This window comes from Neisseria blantyrii (genome assembly GCF_962747855.1).
In the GTDB taxonomy this organism is placed as follows: domain Bacteria; phylum Pseudomonadota; class Gammaproteobacteria; order Burkholderiales; family Neisseriaceae; genus Neisseria; species Neisseria viridiae.
Genome location: NZ_CAUIZY010000003.1, coordinates 21894 through 46001, shown reverse-complemented (window position 1 = coordinate 46001; position 24108 = coordinate 21894). Strand labels below are relative to the sequence as shown.

At 51.3% G+C, this 24108-nt stretch carries 22 protein-coding genes and 3 pseudogenes; 11 read left to right on the top strand and 14 right to left on the bottom strand.

Annotated elements, in window-relative coordinates; all coding sequences use genetic code 11:
* Nucleotides 1-158 precede the first annotated feature (158 nt).
* The 3 genes from Q9J80_RS03880 to Q9J80_RS03870 all read right to left on the bottom strand — a co-directional run bounded on the left by Q9J80_RS03880 (nt 159) and on the right by Q9J80_RS03870 (nt 3100).
* On the bottom strand, nt 159-719 hold the full coding sequence (locus Q9J80_RS03880) for a pseudouridine synthase (protein ID WP_301674184.1): 561 nt from the start codon (nt 717-719) through the stop codon (nt 159-161).
* Between the two features lie 115 nt (nt 720-834).
* Nucleotides 835-1029 (bottom strand): YbdD/YjiX family protein, encoded by a 195-nt coding sequence (locus Q9J80_RS03875; protein ID WP_301674185.1) that lies wholly within the window; start codon nt 1027-1029, stop codon nt 835-837.
* Nucleotides 1019-3100 carry a carbon starvation CstA family protein gene (locus Q9J80_RS03870; protein WP_301674186.1) on the bottom strand — a complete coding sequence of 694 codons (2082 nt, stop codon included), beginning with the start codon at nt 3098-3100 and terminating at the stop codon, nt 1019-1021. The genes Q9J80_RS03875 and Q9J80_RS03870 overlap by 11 nt, the downstream gene beginning before the upstream one ends.
* 492 nt (nt 3101-3592) lie before the next feature.
* Here Q9J80_RS03870 and Q9J80_RS03865 point away from each other — a divergent pair, with 492 nt between their 5' ends.
* Complete coding sequence (locus Q9J80_RS03865; protein ID WP_301674187.1) at nt 3593-3973, top strand: MliC family protein; 381 nt, start codon at nt 3593-3595, stop codon at nt 3971-3973.
* 60 nt (nt 3974-4033) lie between these two features.
* Here the strand turns inward: Q9J80_RS03865 and Q9J80_RS10965 are convergent.
* From Q9J80_RS10965 to Q9J80_RS03850, 4 genes and pseudogenes are all read right to left on the bottom strand, one after another.
* Nucleotides 4034-4218, bottom strand: a pseudogene (locus Q9J80_RS10965) (hypothetical protein); the annotation flags it as partial.
* 37 nt (nt 4219-4255) lie between these two features.
* Entirely contained in the window at nt 4256-4882 is a 627-nt protein-coding gene (locus tag Q9J80_RS03860; RefSeq protein ID WP_301674188.1) for a hypothetical protein, read from the bottom strand.
* A 157-nt stretch (nt 4883-5039) separates the two neighbouring features.
* A complete protein-coding gene (locus tag Q9J80_RS03855) occupies nt 5040-5531 on the bottom strand; it encodes a contact-dependent growth inhibition system immunity protein (RefSeq protein ID WP_025457018.1) in 492 nt (163 codons plus the stop codon).
* A 138-nt stretch (nt 5532-5669) separates the two neighbouring features.
* Nucleotides 5670-5777 (bottom strand): annotated as a pseudogene (locus Q9J80_RS03850) (IS5/IS1182 family transposase); the annotation flags it as partial.
* A gap of 191 nt (nt 5778-5968) precedes the next feature.
* Between Q9J80_RS03850 and Q9J80_RS03845 the strand changes: the two are divergent.
* From Q9J80_RS03845 to Q9J80_RS03825, 5 genes are all read left to right on the top strand, one after another.
* Complete coding sequence (locus Q9J80_RS03845; RefSeq protein WP_301674189.1) at nt 5969-7402, top strand: NAD-dependent succinate-semialdehyde dehydrogenase; 1434 nt, start codon at nt 5969-5971, stop codon at nt 7400-7402.
* 108 nt (nt 7403-7510) lie between these two features.
* Nucleotides 7511-8296 carry a fimb protein gene (locus Q9J80_RS03840; RefSeq protein WP_301674190.1) on the top strand — a complete coding sequence of 262 codons (786 nt, stop codon included), beginning with the start codon at nt 7511-7513 and terminating at the stop codon, nt 8294-8296.
* Between the two features lie 106 nt (nt 8297-8402).
* Entirely contained in the window at nt 8403-9959 is a 1557-nt protein-coding gene (locus tag Q9J80_RS03835; protein ID WP_301674191.1) for a TerC family protein, read from the top strand.
* A 13-nt stretch (nt 9960-9972) separates the two neighbouring features.
* Nucleotides 9973-10719: a 5'/3'-nucleotidase SurE gene (gene surE, locus Q9J80_RS03830; RefSeq protein ID WP_304671393.1), complete on the top strand. Its 747-nt coding sequence runs from the start codon at nt 9973-9975 to the stop codon at nt 10717-10719.
* A gap of 102 nt (nt 10720-10821) precedes the next feature.
* Nucleotides 10822-11835, top strand: a complete 1014-nt coding sequence (locus tag Q9J80_RS03825; protein ID WP_304671394.1) for a peptidoglycan DD-metalloendopeptidase family protein — start codon at nt 10822-10824, stop codon at nt 11833-11835.
* Between the two features lie 119 nt (nt 11836-11954).
* Here Q9J80_RS03825 and Q9J80_RS03820 read toward each other — a convergent pair whose 3' ends face one another.
* From Q9J80_RS03820 to Q9J80_RS03805, 4 genes are all read right to left on the bottom strand, one after another.
* Complete coding sequence (locus Q9J80_RS03820; RefSeq protein ID WP_101122846.1) at nt 11955-12437, bottom strand: acyl-CoA thioesterase; 483 nt, start codon at nt 12435-12437, stop codon at nt 11955-11957.
* Between the two features lie 152 nt (nt 12438-12589).
* Complete coding sequence (locus Q9J80_RS03815) at nt 12590-12751, bottom strand: hypothetical protein (protein ID WP_003674702.1); 162 nt, start codon at nt 12749-12751, stop codon at nt 12590-12592.
* Between the two features lie 73 nt (nt 12752-12824).
* Nucleotides 12825-13286: a recombination regulator RecX gene (gene recX, locus Q9J80_RS03810; protein WP_304671395.1), complete on the bottom strand. Its 462-nt coding sequence runs from the start codon at nt 13284-13286 to the stop codon at nt 12825-12827.
* Between the two features lie 71 nt (nt 13287-13357).
* Nucleotides 13358-14065 carry a phosphoglycolate phosphatase gene (locus Q9J80_RS03805; RefSeq protein WP_304671396.1) on the bottom strand — a complete coding sequence of 236 codons (708 nt, stop codon included), beginning with the start codon at nt 14063-14065 and terminating at the stop codon, nt 13358-13360.
* Between the two features lie 406 nt (nt 14066-14471).
* On the opposite strand from Q9J80_RS03805, the gene Q9J80_RS03800 reads away from it, so the two are divergent.
* Nucleotides 14472-15737, top strand: coding sequence for a Glu/Leu/Phe/Val family dehydrogenase (locus Q9J80_RS03800; RefSeq protein WP_301674196.1), 1266 nt, complete (start codon nt 14472-14474; stop codon nt 15735-15737).
* A 58-nt stretch (nt 15738-15795) separates the two neighbouring features.
* Here the strand turns inward: Q9J80_RS03800 and Q9J80_RS03795 are convergent.
* Nucleotides 15796-15981, bottom strand: a pseudogene (locus tag Q9J80_RS03795) (DUF4198 domain-containing protein); the annotation flags it as partial.
* A gap of 107 nt (nt 15982-16088) precedes the next feature.
* On the opposite strand from Q9J80_RS03795, the gene Q9J80_RS03790 reads away from it, so the two are divergent.
* A complete protein-coding gene (locus Q9J80_RS03790; protein WP_002223595.1) occupies nt 16089-16298 on the top strand; it encodes a tautomerase family protein in 210 nt (69 codons plus the stop codon).
* A gap of 88 nt (nt 16299-16386) precedes the next feature.
* On the top strand, nt 16387-17601 hold the full coding sequence (locus Q9J80_RS03785) for a pyridoxal phosphate-dependent aminotransferase (RefSeq protein ID WP_301674197.1): 1215 nt from the start codon (nt 16387-16389) through the stop codon (nt 17599-17601).
* A gap of 71 nt (nt 17602-17672) precedes the next feature.
* Here the strand turns inward: Q9J80_RS03785 and clpB are convergent, their stop codons facing one another.
* Nucleotides 17673-20246, bottom strand: coding sequence for an ATP-dependent chaperone ClpB (clpB, locus tag Q9J80_RS03780; RefSeq protein WP_304671397.1), 2574 nt, complete (start codon nt 20244-20246; stop codon nt 17673-17675).
* A gap of 259 nt (nt 20247-20505) precedes the next feature.
* Here clpB and trpS point away from each other — a divergent pair, with 259 nt between their 5' ends.
* Both trpS and Q9J80_RS03770 read left to right on the top strand, forming a co-directional pair.
* On the top strand, nt 20506-21516 hold the full coding sequence (trpS, locus tag Q9J80_RS03775; protein WP_304671398.1) for a tryptophan--tRNA ligase: 1011 nt from the start codon (nt 20506-20508) through the stop codon (nt 21514-21516).
* Nucleotides 21517-21596: 80 nt separating this feature from the next.
* Nucleotides 21597-22142: a hypothetical protein gene (locus Q9J80_RS03770; protein ID WP_304671399.1), complete on the top strand. Its 546-nt coding sequence runs from the start codon at nt 21597-21599 to the stop codon at nt 22140-22142.
* A gap of 354 nt (nt 22143-22496) precedes the next feature.
* Here Q9J80_RS03770 and Q9J80_RS03765 read toward each other — a convergent pair whose 3' ends face one another.
* Nucleotides 22497-24005 (bottom strand): Ppx/GppA phosphatase family protein, encoded by a 1509-nt coding sequence (locus Q9J80_RS03765; RefSeq protein ID WP_304671400.1) that lies wholly within the window; start codon nt 24003-24005, stop codon nt 22497-22499.
* Between the last annotated feature and the right edge of the window lie 103 nt (nt 24006-24108).

Sequence of the window (24108 nt, the reverse complement as noted above, 5' to 3'; positions counted from 1 at the left end):
TGATGAGTTCTGTTTGTTTTCAAATGCAGATCCGACTTTTCTAAATGGTAATCCGATGCAAAATAAAGTTTGCCGGCTGTTGTAAAATGCCGATGCGGTCAAACTGTACAGAAGTAGCAGAAGCGGGTTTAAAAGGATAATGGCAGGGCAGTGCGGTTTTATGGTCTGAACGGGGCGTATGCCCATTCCCCGGGTTTTAAATCCAAATCAAACAGTTTCAGTCTGCCGCTGGCTACCCTGACCAGTCGCAGGCAGGGATAGCCCGCCTTGGAGGTCATTCGCCTGACTTGGCGGTTTTTGCCCTCGGAAATGGTAATTTCAATCCAAAAATCGGGAACGGTTTTGCGGACGCGTATCGGCGGAACGCGCTCCCACAAACACTCGGCTTCGCCGGGATTTAAAACGCGGACGAAGGCGGGGCGGGCAGTGAAATCGCCCAAGTCCACACCTTTTCGCAGAATATCCAAACGGCTTTCGTCGGGCGAGCCTTCCAGTTGCGCCCAGTAGGTTTTGGGCTGTTTGAATTTCGGGTCGGCGATTTGCGCCTGAAGCCTGCCGTCGTCTGTCAGCAGAAGCAGCCCTTCGCTGTCGGTGTCGAGCCGTCCGGCGGGATAGAAGCCGGGCAGACCGATGAAGTCTTTGAGGCTTTTGTGTTTTTCGTGCGGTGAGAATTGGCAGATTACGCCGTAGGGTTTGTTGAAGATGATGAGGTTTTTCATGGTTGGTCTATAGGGACTTGATGCCGGATATTGTAGCCATTTGCCTTTTGGTGTGGAATTTCAAGATAAAATGCCGTCTGAAATTGGTTTCAGACGGCATTTGTTTCAAGCAGGCTTAACAGCAGCGTCCGCCGTTTGCTCCGCAGCGGCGTTTGCGGCAATAGTCTTGAAACTGCAGCTTGGTCATCACGGGGGCGTTGGGATTATGTTTGCGCTGCTGTGCAACGTAGTTTTCATAATCGGGCACGCCTGCCATCAAGTTTGCCGTCAGCTTGATGGTTTTCCACCAAGACGCGATCTTATGCTTCACTTTGAGCCTCCTGTTGTTTTCCGTCGCGGTACACTGCCGGAATTTCTTTAGCAGTTGGCCAGCCGACTTTGCGGGCTTTCATCGCAGTACGGAAACCGTACACGGCGACAATCACGACAACTGCCAGGAACAAAGCGGTCAGACCGGCATTGATTTGGTCGTTGAAGATGATTTGTGACATTTCTCCAATGTCTTTAGCCGGAGCAAGGACTTCGCCTGAAGCCAAGGCATCGCGGTATTTGCCTGCGTGAGCCAAGAAGCTGACGCGTGGGTCGCTGTGGAACAGTTTTTGCAAACCGGCATAGCAGGTGACAAACAATACGCCGACGGCGGGAACGAGTGCCACCCAAACATAACGGTCGCGTTTCATTTTAATCAACACAACGGCGCACATAATCAAGGCTACGCCCGCCAGCATTTGGTTGGCGATGCCGAACAAAGGCCAGAGCGAGTTGATGCCGCCCAGCGGGTCGGTTACGCCGGTGTAGAGGAAGTAGCCCCACAATGCCACGGCGAAGAAGGTTGCAATCAGGTTGGCGGGGATGGAGTCGGTGTTGCCGAAAGGTTTGTAGAAGATGCTGCCCAAGTCTTGAATCATAAAACGTGCGACGCGCGTACCGGCATCGACGGCGGTCAGGATGAACAAGGCTTCAAACAACAGGGCGAAGTGATACCAAAACGCCATCATCGCCTCGCCCGGAATCAGGCGGCTCATAATGTGCGCCATACCGACTGCGAGGGTAGGTGCACCGCCTGCACGGGAAAGGATGGTGTTTTCGCCCACTTCCTTAGCGGTGTGCAACAGGGTTGCGGCATCGACAGGGAAGTTCAGTTTGGCGGTAATCACTTCGGCGGCGGTGTTGGCATCCGTACCGATCAGGGCGGCGGGGCTGTTCATCGCGAAGTACACGCCGGGATCGAGCGAGGCCGCAGCGGCAAGCGCCATAATCGCCACGAAACTTTCCATCAACATACCGCCGTAACCGATCATACGGACGTGGGTTTCGTTTTCCAGCATTTTCGGCGTGGTGCCGGAGGAAATCAGCGCGTGGAAGCCCGAAACCGCACCGCAGGCGATGGTAATGAACAAGAACGGGAACAATGCGCCTGAGAATACCGGACCCGAACCGTCGATAAAGTGGGTAACCGCAGGCATTTGCAAAGCGGGATTGACGATGACGATACCCAAAGCCAAGGCCGCGATCGTACCGATTTTCAGGAAGGTAGAGAGATAGTCGCGCGGGGTCAGCAAGAGCCAGACCGGCAATACTGAAGCCACGAAACCGTAAATCATAATCGCCCAAGTCAATTGGATGCCGTCAAGGTCGAACCAATGCCCAAAGGAACTTTTCGCCACATCTTCTCCGTAAACCACCGCCAACATCAGCAAAATAAAGCCGACGATGGAAATTTCGCCGATTTTGCCCGGACGGATATAACGCGTGTAGATACCCATAAACAGCGCAATCGGCATCGTTGCGGCAATGGTAAACGTACCCCAAGGGCTGTGAACCAGCGCTTTTACGACAATCAACGCCAACACCGCCATAATGATGACCATAATCATCAAAATACCGATGGACGCAATCACGCCGGGAACAGTGCCGAGTTCCTGTTTCACAATATCGCCCAAAGACTTACCGTCGCGGCGCATAGAGACGAACAAGACCATCATATCCTGTACCGCGCCGGCAAATACCACGCCGAAGATAATCCACAAAGTACCGGGCAGATAACCCATTTGCGCCGCCAAAACCGGACCGACCAAAGGGCCCGCGCCGGCAATCGCGGCAAAGTGGTGTCCGAACAATACGCCTTTGTGTGTAGGAACATAGTCCAAACCGTCATTGTGCCGCTCGGCGGGCGTGAGGCGGTTCGGATCAAGCTGCATCACATATTTGGCGATGTAGAGGCTGTAAAAACGGTAGGCGATGCAGTAAACGGATATGGCGGCGGTGACCATCCATACTGCGCTGACCTGTTCGCCTCGGCTGAGGGCCAGAGTGGTAAAGGATGCTAAGCCGACCAGTACCACTATGCCCCAAATGAGGAAGGTTTTGAGTGATTTCATCGAATAAATCCTTATCTCATACTGTCGGGATATGTCGGAGCGGACGGGCAACGGTTGGCTACCCGTAATCCGATGCCGACACAAACCGGAGTTTGACTGATTGATAAAGTGGCTGAGACAGTGGGTTTAGCAGAGCACCTATTCTTACCTTCGCGTAAAAATGGAATGGGAAAATATGTGCAAAACCACTGAACAGCGTGGGTAATTTTAACGCAAGTTGACACTGTGATAATAGTTTTTACCTGCTATTTGAGGGAATTTTACATTTCTGCCGGAGTGACGGGAGGGGATTGCGTATTCGGAAGGCATAGGCAGACAGAATAGTAATATCAGAATGTTAAAGATGGATTATATAATCTGTATATTCATGGACTTTGGGTAAATTCGGGTTATCCGGCTTGTGCAGAAGGGAATCTGTTTATAGTATGGTACAGCCGTCGGTAAGGAATCAGGGCGGTTAATTTATATTTTGTTTCTTATTGAGAAGTTTTCATGAATATCAAATTCTTTACACCGGCCGTATCGGTTTTACTTCTTGCTGCTTGTGCCGCACCTGAAATTAATCATCATGGCAGATACGATTCTATGCAGCCTGTTCAACATACAGTTACTCAGGTTTCGGATGGGGTATTCTCATGTGAGAACGGTTTGTCTGTACATGTCCGTCAGCTAGGCAGCGGAAAGGTTGAATTACGTTTGGATGACAAACGTGCTGTTTTGTCTTCCGCCGTTGCTGCATCAGGTGAACGTTATACTGCAGAAAACGGTCTGTTCGGACACGGGGCTGAATGGCACCAGAAAGGCGGCGAAGCCTTTTTCGGCTTTACCGATGCCTACGGCAATTCGGTCGAAACTTCCTGCCGCGCCCGTTAAACGGGGCAGCCTGTTTGAACCGCCGTCCGGATTTTTCGGGCGGTTTTTTATGTCGGATTTGTTTTGCAGTTCGGCCTCCGGCAGGGTTTTGGCTGTCTGATACCGTCCGTAACTTCGGGTATTGCCGAGTTTGTCGGCAACGACCGCTGCGACTTGGGCGGCGTTTTGCCGAACGCCTGCGTTACTTCCCTTTGTAGGCCGATCTCTTTGGCAACCGCGTCTTTGTCGAAGCTGTTTTTCAGACGGTCTTTTGAATTCATACAATCTATGGCTTGCTTATCTTTATAATTGTCCAAATTTCCAATAATCCCGCCCTTCAATTTTCCAATAACAAAATTCGTCCGGTATTAAATACCCAAAATCCATCGCCTTTGCAAACCAGCCGTCATAAACATAATCTTCATGACATCTGTCCCAATCCATATGTAAGTACACTTCAGTGTCAAAATTGACATAGAATAAAGGCAGCCTCGAGGAAATCTGATTGATTTTTAAGAAATCACTTTGCCGGCCGGAATCTGAGATAGGATCATTGTACGACAGCTTGTTCTCGACAACGGAATATAACCTTACCGCTTCATCAGAAGTAAACCCCTGAAACATCAGTTCCTTTAATTCATCCTTTTTTAATACAATGACTGAATCTGATTGAAGATAGCTTTCAAAATTGTCCTTAGTTAACTGCCAGATACCATTACGGTAATTTTTATAATCATAATTATATTGTTCTTTTGTTATAATTCCTTCTCTTAGATAAATATCAAAAGATATTTTTGCGTTTAATTCAAAATTTTCCTTATAATCAATCAAGTAATATATCTTTTTCTTGTGGACAAAAATGGATATACACTGAATGTACTCAAAGATGTTATCCAATAATTCAGATTTAAATTTCTCAATCTTTTCCATATTTGCCAAATTCCTTAATAACTTTATCTTCAGCAAGTCGTAGCCCGCATTAAACCTGTGCAGGTAAGGTGTGCGCGGTACGCACGCGGGCTTTGAGTGTGATAAAAAAGATCGTCTGAAACATTTTTCCGGCTTTCAGACGGCCTTTTGCCAAATATTATCGGCAGCGGCTCAATGCTAACCTTAAACCTGTTCCGATTTCTTCAGGACTGTTATCCAATGATAAAATTACATCGTCTGCATCAATGGCATCCCACGCGTCCAGCTTGACATGGCGGCTCGGGCTGATTTTCAGGCAGCCGTTGTGCAGCCAAATATCCACGCTCATCATGTTTTTAAATAGGGCGCGTTTGGTTTTATAGCCCAAGTTCCCGCATAGCTTGGCAACCCAATCCTCATAGCGTGGTTTAAAATTTTCCTGTTTTAAAAAATCAATACGTTCAGCTTCGTTGTCTAACGTCCTGCTGTTTGCCAACGCTTGCAAGACCGTTGTGCCTAAAGTTTCATTGTCGGTATCCAATGGCAGGATATGGGGGGGATATAGGTGGTCTATTGCCGTTAACCCCAAACCTGAACATGTTTGAACAATCAGAGCTTCTTCATTCGCATAAAAAACTGCCCAATAATTTTGATCCTGTTTAAAAATCATTATTTGATCTCCGTAATTTTGACTTTAATGTTTCAATTTTTGCCATACTCTACCACACGTTGCAACTGCAATCTTTGCTCCTTATATATTGCACCCCATCAAAGGGTTGCATTACTTTTCTTTCTAAAGATTACCATTGTATAGCGGATTAAATTTAAACCAGTACGGCGTTGCCTCGCCTTGCCGTACTATTTGTACTGTCTGCGGCTTCGTCGCCTTGTCCTGATTTAAATTTAATCCACTATATAAAAAGTATTTTTCTTAAACGACAGGGATTGTGCCCGCGCCATATTCAGACACCGCCCGGATGTTGCGCTGCCCGATCAGATGCTTCAGACGGCATCGGAAGGGTTTGCAGTTTTGGAATATGAAGATGATAATGTCCGCGAGATTGACGGCATTTGAAAGCGGTTATCCCGCATACCGGAGGACACGAAATGAACGAATATTCCCAATTAATCAAGCATCCCGATATTTCCCTTTCCCCGGTTTCAGACGGCATCAAAGTCGGCAATCCGGCGACGGGCGAGACTTTGGCGTTTGTCCGCACAACCCGTTCAGACGGCCTCAAGCTGTTGATTCAAAAGGCGGCGGTAGCGCAAAAATTATGGGCGGCAAAAACTGCGTTGGAACGCGCCGATGTGTTGTGGCGTTGGCATTTTTTGATAAAGGAAAACAAAGAAGCACTGGCGCGTCTCATGACGATGGAGCAGGGCAAAAGCCTGACCGAGGCGCGCGGTGAGATTGATTATGCGGCTTCGTTTGTACGCTGGTTTGCCGAAGAGGCGCGGCGGATTGACGGCGATGTACTGACAAGTGTGAAAGCGTCGCAAAAACTGGTCGTGTTGAAACAGCCGGTCGGCGTTACCGCCGCGATTACGCCGTGGAACTTCCCGTCTGCGATGATTGCGCGCAAGGCTGCGCCAGCTTTGGCAGTGGGTTGCGCGATGATAGTCAAACCCGCGTCGCTCACGCCTTTGAGCGCGTATGCGTTGGCCGTGTTGGCTTACGAAGCGGGCGTGCCGCAGGATTTGCTGCCTGTTGTCAGCGGCAGTGCTTCGGAAATCGGCCGTGAATTTGCCACAAATCCGATTATCCGAAAAATCAGTTTTACCGGCTCGACCGAAGTCGGTGCGAAAATTTTTGCTGACAGCGCGGCAGACATTAAAAAACTCAGTTTGGAGCTGGGCGGTAATGCGCCGTTTATCGTGTTTGACGATGCCGATTTGGACAAAGCCGTCGAAGGTGCGCTTGCCAGCAAGTTCCGCAACAGCGGTCAGACCTGCGTCTGCACCAACCGCGTTTACGCCCAAGCCGGCATTTACGACGAATTTTGCCGCAAATTGAGTGAAAAAGTGGCCGCGCTCAAATTGGGCAACGGCTTGGATGAAGGCGTGAACCAAGGGCCGCTGATTGAGGAAAAAGCAGTGGAAAAAGTCGAGCAGCACATCGCCGACGCGCTCTCAAAAGGCGCGGTCTGTCTGACCGGCGGCAAACGCAGCGCATTGGGCGGAACGTTTTTTGAGCCGACTGTCTTAAGCGGTGTTACGGCGCAAATGGCGGTGGCTCGCGAAGAAACCTTCGGGCCTTTGTGTCCGGTGTTCCGTTTTGAAACCGAAGCCGAAGTCATCGCAGCCGCCAACGATACGGAATACGGTTTGGCAGCTTACCTTTTCACCTCCGACACCGCACGCCAGTGGCGCGTCGGCGAAGCCTTGGAATACGGTATGGTCGGCATCAATACGGGCTTAATCAGCAATGAGGCGGCACCCTTCGGCGGCGTGAAACGCAGCGGTTTGGGACGTGAAGGCAGCAAATACGGTGCGGACGAATATCTAGAATTGAAATATTTGTGCATTGATGTCGGGTGAAGGATGCCGTCTGAACGGCAGGTTTTCAGACGGCGCCGCATTTTAAGGAGTCTTTATCTGTTGTACAATGCGCTCTGTTTTTACGGTTAGTTTTGATTTGAACAAGATATGATGGAAAACGGAAAAACAGTTTCGAGATGGCGTTTTGCCTTGAAAAGTGCGGGCTGGCACCTCTTAATCAGCCTATCGGTTGCAGGGCTGGCGGCATTGCTGGTTTTTAAGGTTTGGTATCCTTATCCTTATGCCGAGCTGACGGGAGGGCTGTCGCTTTATAAGCTGGTGGTGGCTGTCGATATTGTATGCGGACCCCTGTTGACGCTGATATTGGCCAGTCCGAAAAAGACAAGCAGGGCGCGGATCGTGGATTTTTCCCTGACCGGCGCGATTCAGCTTGCCGCATTGGCATACGGTCTGCACAGCGTTTCTTTGGCGCGCCCTGTGATAGAGGCGTTTGAAAAAGACAGGATTAATATTGTAACCGCCGCCGAAGTGGCGGTTGAAGATTTGCACAAGGCGCCGGAAGGACTGCAAAGCCTGTCGTTGTCCGGTATCCGCCGCGTCGGGCTGAAAGAGCCGGATACGGCGGACGAACAAAACAAAACCTTGGATTTGTCTATGCAGGGCATAGAGCCGAGTATGCGCCCGGATCGGTGGCTGCCGTATTCCCGTCAAGAGGCGGAGAAAATCCGTAAGGCGATGAAGCCGCTGAAAAAATTGGCAGATGCGAGAAAAATCGCCGTTGCCGATATTTTGAAGCAGGCAGATATTTCCGAAGATAAAGACTGGTATTTCCTGCCCTTTACCGGCAGCAGGCAGAAAGATTGGATCGTGGTGCTGGACGCGCAGGGAAATGCACGGGGCTACGCGCCGATAGACGGCTTTATCGCCGACTAAGCCCGATGCCGTCTGAAACCGGCGTTCAGACGGCATCCCTAAATATGCCGGACATTGCAAACACAACGGCGGCCTTGCCGCCGTACTGTCGAGGAACACGAAAATCATGGATTTCAGTTGGTTGGCAGAACCGCATACCTGGATAGGTTTTGCCACGCTTTTGGTGTTGGAAGTCGTATTGGGGATAGACAACCTTGTCTTTGTGGCGATTTTGGCAAACAAGGTTCAGCCCGCACGGCGCGACCGCGCACGGATTACCGGGCTGGGGCTGGCAGTCGTCATCCGCATCATTATGCTTGCTTTTATGGCGCACATCATCACGCTGACCGAACCGCTGTTCCAAATCGGCGGCCTCGCCGTTTCCGGCAAGGACATGATTATGCTCGCGGGCGGTATTTTCCTGCTTTACAAAGCCACTACCGAACTGCACGAACGCCTCGAAGGGCACAACCGGTTTGCCGTTGCCGACAACCAAAAAAAACACGCGCCGTTTTGGGGCGTGGTTGCGCAAATCCTGATACTGGATGCCGTGTTTTCCATCGATTCGGTCATCACCGCCGTGGCGATGGTCGATCACATCGTCGTGGCGATGGGTGCGGTGGTTGTTGCGATGGCTGTAATGATTTCCGCCAGCAAACTCTTGACCGAATTTGTCGACAGACACCCTACGGTCGTGATGCTTTGCCTTGGTTTTTTGTTGATGATCGGTTTCAGTCTCATTGCAGAAGCGTTCCATTTCCATATCCCTAAAGGTTATCTCTATGCCGCTATCGGTTTTTCCATCCTGATAGAACTGTTTAACCAGATTTCACAGAGGAACAGCCGTAAGAACGACTATATCAGCAGCTCTTGGCGTAAACGGACTGCTGAAAATGTCTTGGGTATGATGGGTATACGCGAGAGCGTGCTGGCCAAAGCGGGTAATGAAGCCGAAGACGACGCCCATTTTGAAGAAAATGAGAAATCCATGATACGCAGCGTTTTAACGCTTGCCGAGCGTCCGATTCCGGGCATCATGATTCCTCGGCGCGACATCGAACGGCTGGATATTTCCCAAAGCCGCGAAGAACAGTATGCCCAACTGCAAAATACGCCTTACAGCCGCCTGCTTGTTGTCGGTAAGGCGGGTGTTGACGAACCGTTGGGTTATGTCAATAAAAAAGACCTGCTTGCCCAACTGCTCGAAACAGGGGAACTCAACATTCAGACGGCATTGCGCCAACCGCTCGTATTGCCCGACAGTACCACTGCGCTGGGGGCAATCGAGCTCTTCAGGCAAAGCAGTGCGGATTACGCCCTCATCGTAGACGAGTTTGGTGCGGTATTGGGTATGGCAACCATGAAAGACCTGCTTGAAACCATTGCCGGTGATTTCCCTGAAGAATTCGAACGGGAAGAAGAGCCGTCCGTTCAAGAAAATCCCGACGAAAGCCTGACGGTGGAAGGTTCGTTAGAATATGTCGAACTTGCCCCTCAACTTAATTTGCCGCAGCAGGAGGAAGATGCCGATTTCCATACGGTTGCAGGGTTGATTATGGAAGAGCTGCAAAATATTCCCGATGTCGGAGATTTTGCCGATTTTCACGGCTGGCGGTTTGAAGTGGTTGAGAAGGAAGGACAGCGCATCGAACGGGTCAGGATTACTAAACTCTCCGAAGAATGATTCAGGATAAGAAATGAATGTTTTGATTTCCAATGACGACGGCTATCTTTCCGAAGGCATTGCCATTTTGGCGCGTGTAACGGCAGAGTTCGCCAATGTCAGGGTGGTTGCACCGGAGCGCGACAGGAGCGGTGTCAGCAATTCGCTGACGTTGGACCGGCCTTTGGAGATGAAGCAGGCGCAAAACGGCTTTTACTATGTCAACGGTACGCCGACCGACTGTATCCATGTCGGTCAGTCCGCCTTGTCTGACTTCAAACCGGATGTTGTGTTTTCAGGCATCAACCGTGGTGCAAATATGGGGGATGACACGCTTTATTCGGGAACGGTGGCTGCAGCAACCGAAGCTTATCTGATGGGTATTCCCGCATTGGCTTTTTCCTTGAATGACAGTTCGGGACGCTATTGGGAAACCGCAGAGAAGGCTGTGTGGGCGGTGTTGGCGCATTTTTTCAAGAATCCGCCTTCCTCACCGGTTTTATGGAATATCAATATTCCTGCCGTCGCCCCGGATGAAATCAGGGGAATTAAGATTACCCGTTTGGGCAGGCGGCATCACGAGCAGAGTATTGTACCGTCGCGAAATCCGCGTGGTGAACAGATTTACTGGATAGGTCCGGTCGGCAGGATTTCCGATAATGAAGAGGGAACGGATTTCGGAGAATGCGCGGCAGGCTTTATCAGCATAACGCCGCTGCAAATTGACCTGACCGCTTATTCGGAGATGGCGGATACGGCGGCTTTTTGGCATGCGGACTAAGCCTTTCTTCAAAGGCGGATGGGCTTTGCGCTTGAGAAGAACGCGCATTTTTATTATGATATAGCGCATTCAGGCTATATATCGGAACATGAAGGTTATCTTATGTTGAAACAAACGACACTTTTGGCAGCTTGTGCCTCCGTTGCCGCACTGTTGGGCGGTTGTGCCACCCAACAGCCTGCCCCCGTCATTGCAGGAAATTCAGGAATGCAGGCTGTACAGTCTGCGGCGGTCTACAACAACCCTTATGGCGCAACGCCGTACAGTCCTGCTCCTGCCAACGATGCACCTTATGTGCCGCCGGTGCAAAGTACGCCGGTTTATACGCCTCCTGCTTATGTGCCGCCTTCTCCGGCGGTTTCGGGTGCATATATTCCTTCTTATGCGCCTGTCGACATTAATGCGGCGACGCACACTATTGTGCGCGGCGACACGGTGTACAACATTTCCAAACGTTACCATATCTCTCAAGACGATTTCCGTGCGTGGAACGGTATGACCGACAATACGTTGAGCATCGGCCAGATTGTTAAAGTCAAACCGGCAGGATATACCGCACCGAAAACCGCCGTCGCAGAAAGTAGGCCCGCCGTACAAGTCGCTGCACAGCCGACAGTGAAGCCTGCTGCGCAACCCGTCGTACAAACAGCAACGCAACCTGCCGCGCCCGTTGTAGAAAATAAAGCAGTTCCTGCTCCTGCGCCAGCTGTTTCACAGGCTTCTGTCTCTTCGTCATCCGGTACGCGTTCGGTCGGCGGCATTGTTTGGCAGCGTCCGACGCAAGGCAAAGTGATTGCCGATTTCGGAGGCAGCAACAAGGGTGTTGATATTGCAGGAAATGCGGGACAGCCTGTTTTGGCGGCGGCAGACGGCAAAGTAGTTTATGCGGGTTCCGGTTTGAGGGGGTATGGAAACCTGGTTATCGTTCAGCATAATTCTTCTTTCCTGACCGCATACGGACACAACCAAAAATTGCTGGTTGGAGAGGGGCAGCAGGTTAAACGCGGGCAGCAGGTTGCCTTGATGGGCAATACCGATGCTTCCAGAACACAGCTTCATTTCGAGGTTCGGCAAAACGGTAAGCCGGTTAACCCGAACAGCTATATCGCGTTCTGACTTTCTGTTTGAAATCAGGCTAAAAATGCCGTCTGAAAGCTTTTCAGACGGCATTTTATTTAAGGATAGTTTGGGTTGACGGCGATAACCGGCCTATATGCCTGTTTCGGATGTCGCCGTCAGCAGCCGCAGGACATGTCTTCAGAGGCTTGCAGGCTGATGTTTTTACGTTTTTTGGCTTTTTCGTAGCGGCAGCGTTGACGGTCGGTCAGGATTTCCAGGGGTGGGACGGGAACGGGTTTGCCGTCTTTGACTGCAACCATGGTGAAGTAGCAGCTGTTGGTATGGCGGATTTCTCCAGTACGGATGTTTTGTGCTTCGACACGGATGCCGATTTCCATAGAGGTACGCCCCGTGTAGTTTACGCTGGCGTAGAAAGTAACCAGGTCGCCGACATGGATGGGTTCTTTAAACAGGACTTTGTCTACTGAAAGGGTTACGCAATAGTTGCCGCTGTAACGGCTGGCGCAGGAATAGGCGACTTGGTCAAGCAGGAGCAGGAGCTCGCCGCCGTGTACGTTGCCGCTGAAATTGGCGGTGTCCGGCATCATCAGTTCGGACATAATGAGTTCGTGCGAAGGCAGTTGGCGTTGTTGTGTCATAGTGTACCTGTTTTAAGAAAGGGTGTTTTGAAATGGGTGCGGGAAAATTTTAGGGAATGGGGAAGTGGAATTCAAGCTAAAAAAAGCTATGATGGGATAGCCTGCCGAAATGGGCTGCTGATGCCGTCTGAAGGTTTCAGACGGCATTTTGTTTAGGAAAGCCAAAAACGGAAGACTAGGAAAAACACGAGTGCCAATACGGCGGCCCAAACGACGAGCATGAATCCGGCAACTGCCTGACCCATACGGTAAACCGGGTTTTTGCGTTCATCTTCAAGAAGCGGGTTGTGATTTTTCTCGGATTGTTCGGACATTTTATTCTCAATCAGAAAAGTTGGAAATGGAGGTAAGGTTACGCTGCCGTGCAAAAAGATTCAAGAAGGAAGGTCAGCAGCCGTCTTCCCAATTTTCGTCCCAAGCGTGTTTCAATGCCGTCTGAACGGTATCGGCATCAAAACCGCGATAGGCGAGGAAGCGTGCCTGTTTTTGTTTTTCTTTAAGGTCGGCGGCCGGATGTTTGAACTTTTTACGTAACACGGTCATGGCGGCCTGTTTTTCGATCGACCTGTCCGGAAGCAGCTTTCGGCTTGTCTCTTCGTCTATGCCCTGTTGAGCCAGGGCTTGTTTCAGGCGCAGAGAGCCGTGTTTCCGGCTTTTGCTGTGGATATAGGCTTCTGCATAGCGTAAATCCGACTGCCAGTTGCGTTCGGAAAATTCGTTCAAGACGTTTTCCAACTCTTCTTCGCTTTCGGCATGGGGGGCGAGCTTGCGCTTCAGCCCGAGACGGCTGACTTCCTGACGGGACAGGATGTCCATCGCTCGGGCTCGGAGTGATTTTTGCGCTTTCATGAGGCGGTTTCAGTATGTGGCAGCATTTAAACGATATAGGGGCGGATTCCTACGTCGCCTGAATGCGTTGTTTATTCTTCTTTATTTTTCTGCGGTTGCAGGTTTTCGTAAATTTCGGGCAGCGAGCCGATAATCCAGTCGGGACAGGTCGCATCATTTTGCGAGAGCAGCGTCATGTCTCCGTAACCGAAGGTAACGCCGACACTCAGGCAGCCGGCGGCTTTGGCGGCGATGATGTCGTTGCGCGAGTCGCCGACCATAAGCATATTGGCGGCATCAATTCCTAAAACTTCGGCAGCGTGCCGCAGCGGCAGCGGGCTGGGTTTTTTTTCGGGCAGGCTGTCGCCGCCGAGTATCAGGCTGAAATAGTCGGCGAGTCCCAGTTGTTTTAGAAGCTCGGCGGCAAGGATTTCGTTTTTGTTGGTAACGACGGCGAGCGGGATGCCCAAAGATTTAAGCAATGCCAGCCCGGCCTCGGTTTCGGGATAGGGGCGGGTGAAGACGCTCAAATGGTCGCGGTAGTATTTCATATAGGATACGAAACCTTTTTCCCACAGTTCGGGATCGGCTTCGCGGTCGCGGTCGTTGGTGAGGACGCGGTGAACCAGTTTGCCGATGCCGTCGCCCACATAGCTTTCGACCACTTTGGCGGGCAGCGGTTTCATACCGAGTTGTTCCAACATCGCTTCTGCGGCGGCGGCAAGGTCGGGGACGGAATCGCACAGTGTGCCGTCCAAATCGAAGGCAACGGCTTGGACGTGTTCGATGGCTGCATTCATAATCCGGTTTCCTGTCGGGTTGAAAGGGTTTATTTTAACATCGTTTGCACAGGGCTTCTAATGTATGGATTGTTAACAATCGCAACAGGTTTTGCAGGCGGTGTTTTCGGATTTCGGGGCGGAGTCGGGCAAGGGTTTGAAATCCCGGCAATGTTCCAATTAAATTTTTAAAAAATAAAAGGATGCCTATATCTTTATTTAATTGGACATTTATTTTTCGGACGCGGAGGCTGCTTTTTCAGGCGGAGTCCGGGCTGATTCCGTGCGGCTTGAAAAATAAAATCATATATAGATTAATCAAATCGGGCTGATTCCGACTACACGCTATTACATTTTGTCGGGAAATTGGTTATAGTAATGAGCGAAATGCACGCCCCTGAAAATCTTTTTGTGAAAAGGAAGCAAAATGTCTGATGCCGTTGCAAAAGAAACCCTCAATCCGTTTGAAATCGCGCGAAAACAGGTCAAAACCGCCTGCGACCGGCTGAAAACCGATCCGGCCGTTTATGAAATCCTGAAGAGTCCGACCCGCGTGTTGGAAGTCAATTTCCCCGTCAAACTCGACGACGGCACGGTCAAAACCTTCACGGGCTACCGTTCGCAACACAACAACGCCGTCGGCCCCTACAAAGGCGGCGTGCGCTTTCATCCCGGTGTGAATCTGGACGAAGTCAAAGCCCTGTCGATTTGGATGACCATCAAATGCTGCGTGGCAGGTATTCCATACGGCGGCGGTAAAGGCGGTATTACTTTGGATCCGCGTAACTATTCCGAAGCGGAATTGGAACGCATCGCCCGCGCTTATGCTGAAGCGATTGCCCCGCTGATTGGCGAAAAAATCGATATTCCCGCCCCCGATGTGAACACTAACGGCAAAATTATGTCGTGGATGGTGGATGCCTATGAAAACGTGGTGAAACATTCTGCACCGGGCGTATTTACCGGCAAACCGGTCGAGTTCGGCGGCTCTTTGGCGCGTACCGAAGCCACGGGTTACGGCGTGAACTTCGCCGCCGTCCAAGCCTTGGAAAAACTGGGCAAAGACGTGAAGGGTGCCACTTACGCCATTCAAGGCTTCGGTAATGTCGGTTACCACACAGGTTATTACGCGCATCAATCCGGTGCGAAAGTCGTTGCCGTATCTACTGTCGATGTTGCCATCTACAACGAAAACGGCTTGGATATGGAAGCGCTGTTCAAAGAATACCAAGAAAAAGGCTTCATCACCAACGAAGCCGGTTACGGCAAGGAAATTACCAACACCGAACTTTTGGCTTTGGATGTGGACGTACTCGCCCCTTGCGCGCTGGAAAACCAACTGACTTCTGAAAACGCCGGTAAAGTCCGCTCGAAAATCGTGGTTGAAGGCGCGAACGGTCCGACTACGCCCGAAGCCGACGTTATTTTGCGTCAAAACGGCGTATTGGTTGTTCCTGATATTTTGGCAAACTGCGGCGGCGTGGTGGTATCCTATTTTGAATGGGTACAAAACCTGCAAGGCTACTACTGGGAGTTTGACGAAGTTCAAGAGAAAGAAACCGTTGTCCTGCGCCGTGCGTTCCGCGATATTTGGAACTTGGCGCAAGAGTATGATGTCGATTTGCGAACCGCGTCTTATATGATGAGTATCCGCCGTGTTGAAAAAGCGATGAAGCTGCGCGGCTGGTATTGATATTTGAACAAAAAAATGCCGTCTGAAGCCTTCAGACGGCATTTTTGTGCGGGCGGGATTAATGGTGAGAATGGCCGATTTGGAAGGTTAAAGTTGAGTAGTTCGCCTGTTTTTGGCACACGGTTTGATCGGGGAAGTCGGCTTTGTGTTCGACACTGGCTTTCCAGAAGCCTTGGCGCAAGGGGATGATGTCTGCTCCGCCTTTGCCGTCTGTGCTGTCGGAGAAAGCCTGTGCTTCGGTGCTGATAAATAAATTATTGTCTGATATATGGTTTTTGAGAAATTAAAAAGCCGGTTGGGTGTAACGGGCTTGTCTGATAAGATGGCAAAATTTTTGAATGGAGAGAAAAGATGCCCTATGTCAATATTAAAGTAACCGGCGGCAGCGAAGCACCGACTGCCGCGCAAAAAGCGGAATTGATCGGCGGCGTAACCGAATTGCTGGCACGCGTGTTGGGTAAAAATCCCGAAACAACGGTTGTCGTGATTGACGAAGTGGATACCGATAACTGGGGCATAGGCGGCAAAAGCGTCAGCGAACGGCGCAAAGAGGGCAGGTAAAAAGCCTGAAAATCTCGGTTTGATGCTTTAAATTCGAAGTTAAAAAGAGTACATTTCCATCCATTGCCCAAAATTTACGGAACACATCATGGATAAATTTCCCAAGTCTGCAAAACTCGACCACGTCTGCTACGACATACGCGGGCCGGTTCACAAAAAAGCCCTTCAGTTGGAAGAGGAGGGCAACAAAATCCTCAAGCTCAATATCGGCAACCCTGCGCCGTTCGGCTTTGAAGCCCCTGATGAAATCTTAGTCGATGTCATCCGCAACCTGCCGACTTCTCAAGGCTATTGCGATTCGAAGGGATTGTATTCCGCACGCAAAGCCATCGTTCACTACTATCAAACCAAAGGTTTGCGCGATATTACGGTAAACGATGTCTATATCGGCAACGGCGTGTCCGAGCTGATTACGATGTCTATGCAGGCATTGCTCAACGACGGCGACGAAATCCTGATTCCCGCGCCCGACTACCCCTTGTGGACGGCGGCGGCAACGCTTGCGGGCGGTACGGTACGCCATTATCTGTGCGACGAAGAAAACGGCTGGTTTCCCAACCTTGCCGATATGGAAGCCAAAATTACGCCCAAAACCAAAGCCATCGTCGTCATCAACCCCAATAACCCGACAGGAGCGGTGTACAGCAGGGAAATCCTGTTGGAAATCGCCGAACTGGCGCGCAAGCACGGTTTGATTATTTTCGCCGACGAGATTTACGACAAAATCCTTTATGACGGCGCGGTTCACCACCATATTGCCGCGCTTGCCCCCGACCTTTTGACGGTAACGTTCAACGGTTTGTCCAAAGCCTACCGCGTTGCCGGATTCCGCCAAGGCTGGATGGTGCTTAACGGGCCGAAACATCATGCAAAAGGTTATATCGAGGGTTTGGATATGCTCTCGTCCATGCGCTTGTGTGCGAATACGCCGATGCAGCATGCGATTCAGACGGCATTGGGCGGTTATCAGAGCATTAACGAATTCATTTTGCCCGGCGGACGGCTTTTGGAACAGCGCAACAGGGCGTGGGAACTGGTCAACCAGATACCCGGCGTGTCCTGCGTCAAACCGATGGGCGCGATGTATATGTTCCCGAAAATCGATACCGAAATGTACCGCATCCACGATGACATGAAATTCGTTTACGATTTGCTGGTGCGCGAAAAAGTCTTGCTGGTGCAGGGAACGGGGTTTAATTGGATCAAGCCCGACCATTTCCGCATTGTTACGCTGCCTTACGTCCATCAGATTGAAGAGGCGGTGGGCAGGCTGGCAAGATTCCTGCAAACCTACCATCAGTAGGATTCTGATAAAAAATGCCGTCTGAAACGGAGATTCCCGTTTCAGACGGCATTTTCAACAGCAGGAACAAATCAGGCAAATTTCAGTCTGTCGCCGTCGGCTTCTACCTTGATTTCGCTTTCGGGCGCATAGTTTCCGGCAAGCAGGGCTTTTGCCAGCGGGTTTTCGATTTCCGACTGGATGGCGCGTTTGAGCGGACGTGCGCCGTAAATCGGGTCGAAACCGGCTTTGGCGATGATGTCCAGTGCGGCATCGGAAACAGTTAGGCGCAGGTTTTGTTTTTCCAAACGTTTTTCCAAACCTTTGAGCTGGATTTTCGCAATGCTGCGGATGTTTGCCTGATCCAAACCGTGGAACACGACCACTTCGTCGATGCGGTTGATCATTTCAGGACGGAAATGTTCTTTCACATCCTCCATCACAACTTCTTTTACCGCTTCGTAATCCTGAATGCCCATTTGTTGGATGTGCTGGCTGCCGATGTTGGAAGTCATCACAATCACGGTATTTTTAAAATCTACCGTCCTGCCTTGCCCGTCGGTCAAACGACCGTCATCCAATACTTGCAGCAGGATGTTGAACACATCGGGATGGGCTTTTTCCACTTCGTCCAGCAGAATCACGCTGTACGGTTTGCGGCGCACTTGTTCGGTCAGGTAGCCGCCTTCTTCGTAGCCGACATAACCCGGAGGCGCGCCGATTAAGCGGGCAACGGCGTGTTTTTCCATATATTCGGACATATCGATGCGAATCAGATGATCTTCGCTGTCGAACAGAAAGCCTGCCAGGGCTTTACACAACTCGGTTTTACCCACGCCGGTCGGGCCCAAGAACAGGAAGCTGCCGTAAGGCTTGTTCGGATCGGCAAGACCGGAGCGGCTGCGGCGGATAGCGTCGGAGACGGCGCGCACGGCTTCGTCTTGACCAACCACACGGCGGTGCAATACTTCTTCCATTTTCAGCAGTTTGTCGCGTTCGCCTTCCATCATTTTGGACACAGGAATGCCGGTCATACGCGATACGATTTCGGCCACTTCGTCCGCGCCGACTTCAGTGCGGAAGAGTTTGTTTTGTTTTTTGCCCTCAGGATTGCTTTCCGCAGCTTGCAACTGTGCGCCCAATTTCGGCAACTCGCCGTATTCGAGTTCGGACGCGCGGGCAAAATCGCCTTGACGTTTGGCCTGTTCAATTTTGACTTTGATGTCGTCCATCTGTTTCTTGATGTCGGCGGTGCTGGAAGATGCAGCTTTTTCGGCTTTCCAGATTTCGTCCAAATCGGCGTATTCTTTTTGCAGGCCGTCGATTTCCTCGTCTATCAGTTCCAAACGTTTTTTGCTGGCCTCGTCGCTTTCTTTAGCAACGTGCATTTTTTCCATTTTGAGCTGGATGATGCGGCGGTCGAGTTTATCCATCTGCTCGGGTTTGCTGTCCAGTTCCATTTTGATGCGGCTGGCTGCTTCGTCGATCAAATCAATCGCTTTATCAGGCAGGAAGCGGTCGGTGATGTAGCGGTCGCTCAACTCCGCTGCGGCAACGATAGCAGGGTCGGTGATGTCGATGCCGTGGTGGATTTCATAACGCTCTTGCAAACCACGCAGGATGGCGATGGTGTCTTCCACGCTGGGTTCTCCGACCAATACTTTTTGGAAGCGGCGTTCGAGTGCCGCGTCTTTTTCGATGTACTGACGATATTCGTCCAAAGTAGTCGCACCGATACAGTGCAGTTCGCCGCGCGCCAAAGCCGGTTTCAGCATATTGCCCGCGTCCATTGCGCCGTCGGTTTTGCCCGCGCCGACCAAAGTATGGATTTCATCAATGAAAATCAGGGTGTTGCCGTCGTCTTTAGCCAAGTCGTTCAACACGCCTTTCAAGCGTTCTTCAAATTCGCCGCGGTATTTCGCGCCGGCAATCAAAGCCGCCAAATCCAAAACCAGCAGGCGTTTGTTGCGTAGGGATTCAGGCACTTCGCCATTGACGATGCGTTGCGCCAAGCCTTCGACGATGGCAGTTTTACCCACGCCCGGTTCACCGATCAGCACAGGGTTGTTTTTGGTGCGGCGTTGCAATACCTGAATCGCGCGGCGGATTTCATCATCACGACCGATAACGGGGTCAAGCTTGCCGTCGCGGGCGCGCTGGGTTAAGTCAAGCGTGTATTTTTTCAGAGCATCGCGTTGGTCTTCGGCATTGGCATCGTTCACGTTTTGTCCTCCTCGTACCGCGTCAATCGCGGCATTGATATTTTGTTCGTTCGCACCGGCTTCTTTCAGGATTTTGCCGGTCGCATCGTTCTGTTGTACCAAGGCAAGCAGGAAAAGTTCGCTGGCGATATAGGCATCGCCGCGTTTGGTTGCCGCTTTGTCCATCAGGTTCAACACCGCCTGCAATTCGCGGCTGGGTAGAATGTCGCCGCCCTGGCCGGACACTTTCGGCAGGCTGTTCAAATGCTGCTGCAAACGCTGTTTCACTTGCGGCACGTTCACGCCCGAATGCGCCAGCAACGCGGCAGCCCCGCTGTTTTGGTCGTCAAGCAGGGCTTTCAGCACGAAGCCCGCTTCCAGATAGCTGCTGTCCGCAGCCAACGCCAAACTCTGAGCTTCTGCAAGGGCTTGTTGGAATTTGGCGGTTAATTTGTCGTATCGCATTTTCTTTTCCTTTTTAAAATGTCCGCTGTCGAAGCCTATATGTGCATAATTGTGGATAACTCAAGCGTCAGATTTTAACTTTTCAGGTTTAATTGCTTATCTTGTTGAATATGATTGAAATAAATTTTTTGATTTGTGTGTATAACTTAATCTGTCCAATAGGGAAACGTCCGATGCCGTCTGAACAAATATTGTGAATCGGGTATAATCGGCGCATCTTTTTCCCTTTCAGACGGCATTGATGCCGTAAGGACATTTTATGAGCAAAAAACGAGTTCTGACCGGCGTAACCACCACCGGCATCCCGCATCTGGGCAACTACGTCGGCGCTATCCGCCCCGCCGTCCGCGCGGCGCAAAATCCCGATACCGAATCCTTCCTCTTTCTCGCCGACTACCACGGCATCATCAAATGCCACGAACCGGAGATGATTCACCAATCCACCCAAGCCGTTGCCGCCACTTGGCTGGCCTGCGGACTCGACCCCGAGCGCACCACCTTCTACCGCCAAAGCGATATTCCCGAAGTGATGGAATTGAACTGGATTCTGACCTGCATTACCGCCAAAGGTTTGATGAACCGCGCCCACGCCTACAAAGCCGCCGTGCAGGCAAATGCAGAAAACAATCAGGAAGATCCTGATTTCGGTGTGGAAATGGGTTTGTTCAGTTATCCGATTCTGATGACTGCCGATATTCTGATGTTTAACGCCAACGAAGTCCCCGTCGGACGCGACCAAATCCAACATGTCGAAATGGCGCGCGACATTGCCGGCCGCTTCAACCACCGCTTCAAAGAAACCTTCACCCTGCCCGAAGTGAAAATCGATGAAAACGTCGAACTCTTGGTTGGTTTGGACGGACGCAAAATGTCCAAATCCTACGGCAACACCATTCCGCTTTGGGAAAACGACAAAAAAACCCAAAAATCGGTCAACAAAATCATCACCAATATGAAAGAGCCGGGCGAGCCGAAACAGCCGGACGAAAGCCCCTTGTTTGAAATCTACAAAGCCTTCTCCACGCCGTCTGAAACAGCAGCGTTCACACAAATGCTTTCCGAAGGCCTGGCTTGGGGCGAAGCCAAAAAACTTTTGGCTGCCAAAATCAACGCCGAGCTGGCAGAACCGCGCGAACGCTACAACGAGCTGACCGCCGACCCTTCGCAAATCGAAGACATTTTGCAGACCGGCGCACAAAAAGCACGTAAAGAAGCGCGCGAATTATTGGGCAAAGTACGCGATGCGGTCGGTATCCGCCCGTTGAAATAAACCCAATGCCGTCTGAACATCCATTGTCCGTGTTTCAGACGGCATTTCAGACGGCATTTTGAAACCATCAGGAGTGTGGAATGCTTAAAACATCTTTTGCCGTGTTGGGCGGCTGCCTGCTGCTTGCCGCCTGCGGCAAATCCGAAAATACGGCGGAACAGCCGCAAAACGCGGTACAAAGCGCGCCGAAACCGGTTTTCAAAGTCAAATACATCGACAATACGGTGATTGCCGGTTTGGATTTGGGACAAAGCAGCGAAGGCAAAACCAACGACGGCAAAAAACAAATCAGCTATCCGATTAAAGGCTTGCCGGAACAAAACGTTATCCGACTGATCGGCAAGCATCCCGGCGACTTGGAAGCCGTCAGCGGCAAATGTATGGAAACCGACGGAAAGGGCGCACCTTCGGGCTGGGCGGCAAACGGCGTGTGTCATACCTTGTTTGCCAAACTGGTGGGCAATATCGCCGAAGACGGCGGCAAACTGACGGATTACCTGGTTTCGCATTCCGCCCTGCAACCCTATCAGGCAGGCAAAAGCGGCTATGCCGCCGTACAGAACGGACGCTATGTGCTGGAAATCGACAGTGAGGGGATGTTTTATTTCCGCCGCCGCCATTACTGAGGTATTCAGAAATCCCATAAGTTCTTTGTCTTGAGGAGACGGCCGGAGAATTGTTTGCAGAAATGGGGGATTTAGGTGCTCCATATGTATTGTGATTCTGATGTAAGAACGAGTGAATCGGTACCGCTCATCTTTACAAAAAAAGCGGCAGCCATCCGGTTGCCGCTTTATCTATGCCTTAAGTCCTGCTCTGCTTTGACGGGAGTCTGCACCATGCACGCGGGTTATGGAAAGACTTGCTCGGTCTTATTCGGCCCGTCTGCCGTCGCAGATACAAGGCAGTCGGTTTTTTGGGTGTTGCGGATAGGGAAATGCCGTCTGAACATCATTCAGACGGCATTTGGTTTGTCAAGGTCAGACGGCTTCAACCTTAAACGGCATATTGATTTTTTGCCATTGGACGCTTTCATATTCCAATGCGTCGGCAATCAGGGGGTGGCGTTCCAGCCATTCCCTGCCAATACGCAGGATGAAGCCGCAGCTTTCCGTGTCCGTACGCAACTGCATATTTTTCGGGAAAGACAGGTCTTGGCGCGAACGGCAGAACAGTGCGGCAAGGCGCAGGGACAAAACGGCATACCACAGCATTTCATTGCCGCCGATAATACCGCCCATTTTTTTCATATCGCCGCGATGACCGATGACCAGTTGGGCAAGTATGGTCTGTTCTTTGCGAGAAAAACCCGGCATATCGGCGTTTTCGAGGATGTAGGCGGAATGCTTGTGATAGCCGGTGTGGGCGATGTCCAAACCGATTTCGTGCAGCGCGGCGGCACGTCCGAGATACTGTTGCCACAAAGCAAGTTCTTGAACAGTAACGTTTTTGGCGTGGCAGAGGCTGTCCATAAAGGTTTGCGCGGTCTCAGCGGTGCGTTTCGCCTGATTGAGGCTGACGTGGTAGCGGTGTTGGAACTCGGCAACCGTCTGCCCGCGCATATCTTCGTTTAAACCGCGCCCGATCAAATCGTAGAACACGCCGTCGCGCAGGGCTGCCTCGGTTACGCCCATCCTGTCGAGTTTCATTTCCTCAAACGCCGCCATCATCACGGCAAGCCCGCCGGCAAAAACTTCGATGCGTTCCGGTTTCAGGTTTTCAAATTTGGCTTTTTTGACCGAACCGGCTTCGATGATGCGTTCGGCGAGGGCGCGCATTCCTTTGTAGGTAATGTCCGCCTCTTGGGGCATTTCGGCGGCAAGCACATCGCGGATGGATTTTGCCGAACCCGATGTGCCGACGGCGAAATCCCAGCCTTCGCGCCTCATATTTTTGCTGATGCGCTGGATTTCGTTGCGGGCGGCGGAAATGGCGGCTTGGAAGTCTTTGGCGGTAATTTTGTTTTGGAAGAAGCGCAGGCTGTAGGTTACGCAGCCCAAGGGCAGGCTTTCGGTAATGTCGGGATTCAGCGTCGAACCGATGACAAATTCTGTCGAACCGCCGCCGATGTCGATAACCAGCATTTTGCCGCCGCCGGGGGGGAGGGTGTGGATCACGCCGGTATAAATCAGCCGCGCCTCTTCGCGCCCGGCGATGATTTCGATGGGGAAACCCAGTGCCGCTTCGGCCTTGGGAAGGAAATCTGCGATGTTTTTGGCGACGCGGAATGTATTGGTTGCTACGGCGCGTACCTGTTCGGGATGGAAGCCGCGCAGGCGTTCGCCGAATTTTGCCAGACAGTCCAAAGCCTGTTCTTGGGAGGATGTGCTGAGGTTTTTCTGTTCGTCCAGTCCGGCGGCGAAGCGCACCATCTGTTTGAACGAATCGATGACTTTCAACTGTCCGTTGTTGTTTTCGCAAATCTGGAGGCGGAAACTGTTGGAACCCAAATCGACGGAGGCAAGGACGTTTGCGGGATTGGTGGTCATGGCGGATACCGGTGGGGGAAAAATGCAATGTTACTCTGACGGCGCGGGCGTTGACAATAAATGATGCGGCTGTTTTTGATTCTGCTCACGGATGTTGCCGACG

What these genes read in the sequence shown, in the direction of transcription:
- Q9J80_RS03880 (WP_301674184.1), bottom strand. Translation starts at nt 719, where the DNA reads ATGAAAAACCTCATCATCTTCAACAAACCCTACGGCGTAATCTGCCAA.
- Q9J80_RS03870 (WP_301674186.1), bottom strand. Translation starts at nt 3,100, where the DNA reads ATGAAATCACTCAAAACCTTCCTCATTTGGGGCATAGTGGTACTGGTC.
- Q9J80_RS03865 (WP_301674187.1), top strand. Translation starts at nt 3,593, where the DNA reads ATGAATATCAAATTCTTTACACCGGCCGTATCGGTTTTACTTCTTGCT.
- Q9J80_RS03860 (WP_301674188.1), bottom strand. Translation starts at nt 4,882, where the DNA reads ATGGAAAAGATTGAGAAATTTAAATCTGAATTATTGGATAACATCTTT.
- Q9J80_RS03855 (WP_025457018.1), bottom strand. Translation starts at nt 5,531, where the DNA reads ATGATTTTTAAACAGGATCAAAATTATTGGGCAGTTTTTTATGCGAAT.
- Q9J80_RS03845 (WP_301674189.1), top strand. Translation starts at nt 5,969, where the DNA reads ATGAACGAATATTCCCAATTAATCAAGCATCCCGATATTTCCCTTTCC.
- Q9J80_RS03840 (WP_301674190.1), top strand. Translation starts at nt 7,511, where the DNA reads ATGATGGAAAACGGAAAAACAGTTTCGAGATGGCGTTTTGCCTTGAAA.
- Q9J80_RS03835 (WP_301674191.1), top strand. Translation starts at nt 8,403, where the DNA reads ATGGATTTCAGTTGGTTGGCAGAACCGCATACCTGGATAGGTTTTGCC.
- surE (WP_304671393.1), top strand. Translation starts at nt 9,973, where the DNA reads ATGAATGTTTTGATTTCCAATGACGACGGCTATCTTTCCGAAGGCATT.
- Q9J80_RS03825 (WP_304671394.1), top strand. Translation starts at nt 10,822, where the DNA reads ATGTTGAAACAAACGACACTTTTGGCAGCTTGTGCCTCCGTTGCCGCA.
- Q9J80_RS03820 (WP_101122846.1), bottom strand. Translation starts at nt 12,437, where the DNA reads ATGACACAACAACGCCAACTGCCTTCGCACGAACTCATTATGTCCGAA.
- Q9J80_RS03815 (WP_003674702.1), bottom strand. Translation starts at nt 12,751, where the DNA reads ATGTCCGAACAATCCGAGAAAAATCACAACCCGCTTCTTGAAGATGAA.
- recX (WP_304671395.1), bottom strand. Translation starts at nt 13,286, where the DNA reads ATGAAAGCGCAAAAATCACTCCGAGCCCGAGCGATGGACATCCTGTCC.
- Q9J80_RS03805 (WP_304671396.1), bottom strand. Translation starts at nt 14,065, where the DNA reads ATGAATGCAGCCATCGAACACGTCCAAGCCGTTGCCTTCGATTTGGAC.
- Q9J80_RS03800 (WP_301674196.1), top strand. Translation starts at nt 14,472, where the DNA reads ATGTCTGATGCCGTTGCAAAAGAAACCCTCAATCCGTTTGAAATCGCG.
- Q9J80_RS03790 (WP_002223595.1), top strand. Translation starts at nt 16,089, where the DNA reads ATGCCCTATGTCAATATTAAAGTAACCGGCGGCAGCGAAGCACCGACT.
- Q9J80_RS03785 (WP_301674197.1), top strand. Translation starts at nt 16,387, where the DNA reads ATGGATAAATTTCCCAAGTCTGCAAAACTCGACCACGTCTGCTACGAC.
- clpB (WP_304671397.1), bottom strand. Translation starts at nt 20,246, where the DNA reads ATGCGATACGACAAATTAACCGCCAAATTCCAACAAGCCCTTGCAGAA.
- trpS (WP_304671398.1), top strand. Translation starts at nt 20,506, where the DNA reads ATGAGCAAAAAACGAGTTCTGACCGGCGTAACCACCACCGGCATCCCG.
- Q9J80_RS03770 (WP_304671399.1), top strand. Translation starts at nt 21,597, where the DNA reads ATGCTTAAAACATCTTTTGCCGTGTTGGGCGGCTGCCTGCTGCTTGCC.
- Q9J80_RS03765 (WP_304671400.1), bottom strand. Translation starts at nt 24,005, where the DNA reads ATGACCACCAATCCCGCAAACGTCCTTGCCTCCGTCGATTTGGGTTCC.